This is a genomic window from endosymbiont of Riftia pachyptila (vent Ph05) (assembly GCF_000224455.1).
Taxonomy (GTDB): domain Bacteria; phylum Pseudomonadota; class Gammaproteobacteria; order Chromatiales; family Chromatiaceae; genus Endoriftia; species Endoriftia persephonae.
In genome coordinates, this window is record NZ_AFOC01000151.1 from 1 (window position 1) to 5,099 (window position 5,099).

Here is a 5,099-nt window from a genome sequence, read left to right on the forward strand (position 1 = left end):
GCCACCGTGACCGATGGCCACGATGATGTCAGGGCGAAAGCCGCTGGCGCGAAGCCGTTCCGCAAGCCGGCGGCACAGGCCGTAACTCTGATGCCAGGTAATCAGTTCGCAGGGTTTTCCCCACTCAATGCACAGCAGTAAGATGGCCGTGACGTGCACCACGCATCAACTCATGGAAATGCTCGCTGTCCACCATAAGCAGGTGCTCATGATCACCGGCCTCGAAATAGACATTGGCCAGGCTGCTCAGATCCTCGTCCAGCATCATATCGATGCCATAGGCACTACCCAATGGCGGAATGGCACCCAGATCACAGTCACTGAACAGACGACCGATCTCCTCCTCACTGGCCATCCGCAGATCTCGGCCGAGCTCCTCGCTCAGACGCCGCCGGTCGAGCCACTGGTCACCAGGAATCACGGCCAGCATATAACCGATGTTGTCCTTCATCAGCACGCCCTTGGCGATATGATCATCGGGCACATGGGCTGCCAGGGCCGCCTGAGGACTGGTTGCGGTCTTGGCATGTTCAAGCACTTCATAGGGAATATGCCGCTCATTCAGCATGTTCATAACAGATGTAGCAATAGTCATGGCTCTATCTTCCATACTGGGCACTTGCGCAAGGTGCAACTGCAGGTTCGGGTTAAATGCGGAAAGCCGACCAGGTGGAAAGCCCAATGGTCTCATTCATCTACCCAGCCGGCATTCCAGGGGGATAACTTAAAAATAGCCCAAATCCATTGCCTATGCTCTCAATAGGGCAAAGATAAACGAATATTCGGCTCGCCATTATGCAAGGTAAAACCGGCATCCACGACCCGGTCGCCTACCACGCTTGGTACAGCACCCCACGCGGGAGCCGGATCGCCGGGCAAGAGCTGGAGCTGATGCTCAAACTGCTGCCATTCCAGCTGGGAGAAAAACTGCTGGATGTCGGCTGCGGCACGGGCTACTTTAGCAGCCGTTTCACCGACGCAGGGCTTACAGTAACTGGTCTCGACCCGGACCCGGCCGCACTGAGCTTCGCCCGTAAACTGGACCAGCGTATCGGCCATATCCAGGGCCACACCGAGGGACTTCCCTTCGTCGACGGCGCTTTCGACCACAGTGCCGCAGTAACCAGCCTCTGTTTTGTGGCCGAGCCCGCCCATGCCCTGGAGGAACTGTGGCGAGTCAGCCGCAAAAGCGTCATTCTGGGCCTGCTGCATCGCCGCAGCCTGTTGTGGCTGTATAAGGCCGGCCGTGGCAGTTACCAGGGTGCCCGCTGGGATCTCCTGGAGGAGGTAAGGCAATGGACACAGGGGCTTCAGCCCACACCAGAGATCCGGGCCGGATGGACAGTGTTTTTTCCCTCTGGTGGCGCCATCGCACAGCGGCTTGATCGCTTCATGCCCGACTCGCTGCCCTTGGGGGGATTTTTGGTAGTTTGCCTGTACCGAAGGTCAGGATTCTAGCCCGCGTATTGCCGGATCAACCGCAAAGAAGGCATCAAGGCCGCCGTTCAGTCCTCTTCCTGCTCGATGCTGCAGCAGTGCGCACCCATCTCAGCGGACAGTAAAATGCCTTCACGCAGTTTGGTTGGCCTGAATGCGGTGCAACCTTTCACGCCTTGATGATAGGCGCTTTCATACAATGAGCGGAATGCATCGAAGGTATCGAGATGCACCGATACTTGATCTCCCAGATATGGCGTGCAATCGCAGTAACGAGCGCGTCGTCGACTATAGCCGCTACCTTGGGTCGTTACCGGCGGTTGGTATGGTCTCCACCAGGGGAACGAAAGCAACGCTGAGAATATTGCGAGTATGGCTGTTGCCCTCCCGGTCCTTTTCTACCAGCATTAGTTCCTGATAGCTGTACGGCTGCCCGACCGGGATCACCAGCCTGCCTCCCGGTCTGAGCTGTTCTACGAGGGCGGGGGGGATATGGCCGGCCGCCGCCGTGACGATGACACCATCGTAGGGGGCATGTTCCGGCCAGCCCAGGTAGCCGTTTCCGGTCTGCACATCGATATTGTCATAGCCCATCTCCCCGAAACGCCGCTTCGCTGTCTCGCTCAACTCCGGAATCACCTCCATGGTGCAGACTCGCCTGCACAACTGCGAGAGTATGGCGGTCTGGTAGCCCGAGCCGGTGCCGATCTCGAGGATGGTGTGGTCGGGCTCGGGCTGCAGCAAGTCGGTCATTAAGGCCACGATGTAGGGCTGGGATATGGTCTGCCCGTGACCAATTGGTAATGGACCGTTGTCGAAGGCGGCATGTTTCAGCTCTGGGGGCACGAACTCCTCCCGCGGCACCTTGCGCATGGCCGCCATGACCCGTGGCTCGAAGTGATCCCGGCCGATCATGTTGCGGGTGAAGTCGATCTCGCTTTCGATATCGTCGATCATCCGCTGTCGCTCGCGCTGCGTGCTCATGTACCCTGCTCCCAGGAAGTAAGATAGCTCCGCTGTTCAGGTGTCAGCTCATTGATGATGATCTCCATGGTCGCCTCCAGGGTGCGTAGCGGATCGACCTCGGTAATGACAATATTGGCCCCGTGCCCCGCAGCGGGTGTTGTTCATGGAATCGCTCCATGAGCTCGTACAAGACAGGCATCTTCTGCAATGCCCATTCGATACGTCGCTGGCCCTGCTCCGCCAGGGTCGGGTCGAGGATGTTCGCGCTTGTCGCGATCCCCATTTTCTCCTCCTAAGCAAACGTAGATTGAGTTAGATGCGCAACAAGGTCGTGTTTTGCGCTTATCGACCCTGTTTAAGCACATCGCAATCGGTACATTGCTCTTTAATCTATAGACCACAGTTGCCATGCCGGCTGCGTCCGTTCTTGAGCCTGTGGATATTGGGCTCAACTCTATTTACATTCATGTAATGGCGACTGACTTACCTAAACACTCCTGGCCCGTTCTGCCCAGCTCCGCCACTGATATTGTTGGCACCCTCCTCACGGGTGATAGGCAGATATTGCTGTTCGGCCCATCAGGTGTTGGCAAGTCAACATTGGCTGCGGAATTGGCGCGTACGCTGGACAATTCTGACCGTAGCTGCCTGTGTATCAGTGCTGACCCGGGTAGCCCGGCATTTGGCGTTCCCGGCACCCTGTCGTTGGGTCAATGGGCCAATGATGGCTGGCAGGTCGTTGCCTATGAATCCTTGTGTACCCTGGATGCTGGCCGCTTTCGTTTGCCCCTGGTGACTGCAGTGCGTCGTCTGGCGCTGCTGTGCAATAACGGCGTGATGTTACTGGACAGCCCCGGAGTGGTACGGGGCGTGGCTGGCCGCGAGCTGCTGGCGGGGCTGGTGGAGGCCGCAGGAATAGATACGGTGCTTGCCCTTACCTCAACGGGCCGATCTCCTCCCCTGGCTGAGGAACTCCATGCCCTTGCTGCCGAGGTATTCCTGGTGCATACCGCATCGGCGGTAAAGCGGCCCGGCAAACGCACGCGGGCCAGGCTGCGTACGGCGCAGTGGGACGGCTATTTGGCGGATGCGAAAACACATTGCCTGAACCTGGGCGAAGTCAGACCCATTGGAACACCACCACCCCTTGAAGAACAGGCAGCCTGGATTGGAAGGCAGGTGGCCTTGTTAAAAGAAAACCGGACCGAGGCCATGGCCGAGGTACTGCACCTGGAGGAGGGCAGCCTGACTGTCATGGCGCCACTGGAAACCATCACGGCAGATTCATTACTGGTACGAGATGCGGTCCGTAGCACCAGTGGGCTGATGGAGACGGCGGAATCCTTTGCCGCTGGGCGCATTGCCTATCTGCCCCAACCAGAGGGGGTGACATTGGGAGAGGAAAGCGGCGGGCCACGCATTGTGGGTCGGGTCGGAGCGCTTGATCTGACCCTGCTCAATGGTGTGTTTGGCGACCCCCTGCTGCATCTGCGCATCCGTCATTTGGGTCGCAGCATGCTGTTTGATCTGGGAGACGGAAGTCGTTTGTCGGCACGGGTTGCCCACCAGGTGAGCGATGTATTCATCAGCCATGCTCATATGGATCACCTGAGTGGTTTTCAGTGGCTGTTGCGTTCACGGCTTGGCGAGTTTCCACCCTGCAGGATCTATGGACCACCGGGCCTGATAGAGCATGTTGTCTGTTTCATCAACAGCTTCCTGTGGGACCGCATCGGTAAGAATGGCCCCGCCTTTGAAGTGGCGGAACTCCACGGACAACGTCTTAAACGCGTTCGCCTACAGGCCGGCATAGCGGGGCGAGAGGTGCTGGAAGAGGTGGAGGTAACAGACGGTGTCCTGCTGGAAGAGTCGGGGTTTCGGGTTCGCACGGTGCAACTGGACCACCATACACCGGTGCTCGCCTATGCCCTGGAACTGGCGAAGACCCTCAACGTACGTAAGGATCGGCTGCAAACACGGGGACTGGAGCCCGGACCCTGGCTTACTGAGCTGAAGCAGCAGCTCATGGCCGGCAACCTGAAGGCACCTGTCTACCTGCCAGACGGTAGTGAGGCCAGTGTGGGTGAACTGGGCGACGAACTGATACTGGTGATGCCAGGTAAGAAGCTGGTGTATGCCACTGACCTGGCCGATACGCCAGAAAACCGGGAAAAACTGGTAGCTCTGGCCCGTAATGCTCATACCCTGTTCTGTGAGGCCACCTTCAGCGAGGGTGATGCAGAGAATGCGGCGAAGAATGGTCATCTGACCACCCGTGCCGCGGGAGAGATCGCTACCAAGGCCCGGGTATCCCGCCTGGTGCCGTTTCACTTCTCACGCCGTTACCAGCGAAACCCGCAGCAGCTTTATAATGAACTAAGGGCTGCGTGTTCCCGTGTGGCACTTCCCGTATCCATGAAGGTATTCGAATCTCCAATGAATACCCTAGCCAAACCCCCGCTTAAACTGGACTCAACAAATAATATGAAACAGAAACAGGATAGCCAGATCTGCGCCATCTTGTTCGACTTTGGCGGGGTCATCGCCGCGGAGGGCTTCGTTGAAGGACTCAGGGCGATCGCCAGGCAGCAGGGGCTGGATGCCGAGACATTGCCGGCGCAGGCGATGGACGCCGTATACGACTCAGGTTATGTCACGGGAAGAGGCAGTGAAGCGGCCTTCTGGGATCTGCTGCG

The 5,099-nt window shown here is 58.1% G+C and carries 5 protein-coding genes; 2 read left to right on the forward strand and 3 right to left on the reverse strand.

What is annotated here, in order from left to right:
• Positions 1-124: 124 nt before the first annotated feature.
• Complete coding sequence (locus RIFP1SYM_RS15625; RefSeq protein WP_039960769.1) at positions 125-595, reverse strand: aminoacyl-tRNA deacylase; 471 nt, start codon at positions 593-595, stop codon at positions 125-127.
• A gap of 200 nt (positions 596-795) precedes the next feature.
• On the opposite strand from RIFP1SYM_RS15625, the gene RIFP1SYM_RS15630 reads away from it, so the two are divergent.
• Positions 796-1,458, forward strand: a complete 663-nt coding sequence (locus RIFP1SYM_RS15630) for a class I SAM-dependent methyltransferase (RefSeq protein ID WP_005966624.1) — start codon at positions 796-798, stop codon at positions 1,456-1,458.
• A gap of 47 nt (positions 1,459-1,505) precedes the next feature.
• Here the strand turns inward: RIFP1SYM_RS15630 and RIFP1SYM_RS18450 are convergent, their stop codons facing one another.
• Together RIFP1SYM_RS18450 and RIFP1SYM_RS15635 are read right to left on the reverse strand one after the other, a co-directional pair.
• Positions 1,506-1,670: a hypothetical protein gene (locus tag RIFP1SYM_RS18450; RefSeq protein ID WP_006474929.1), complete on the reverse strand. Its 165-nt coding sequence runs from the start codon at positions 1,668-1,670 to the stop codon at positions 1,506-1,508.
• Between the two features lie 64 nt (positions 1,671-1,734).
• Positions 1,735-2,421 (reverse strand): protein-L-isoaspartate(D-aspartate) O-methyltransferase, encoded by a 687-nt coding sequence (locus RIFP1SYM_RS15635; RefSeq protein WP_005966626.1) that lies wholly within the window; start codon positions 2,419-2,421, stop codon positions 1,735-1,737.
• Between the two features lie 594 nt (positions 2,422-3,015).
• On the opposite strand from RIFP1SYM_RS15635, the gene RIFP1SYM_RS15640 reads away from it, so the two are divergent.
• The coding region (locus RIFP1SYM_RS15640; RefSeq protein ID WP_240992147.1) for an MBL fold metallo-hydrolase at positions 3,016-5,099 on the forward strand (2,084 nt) is incomplete at its 3' end.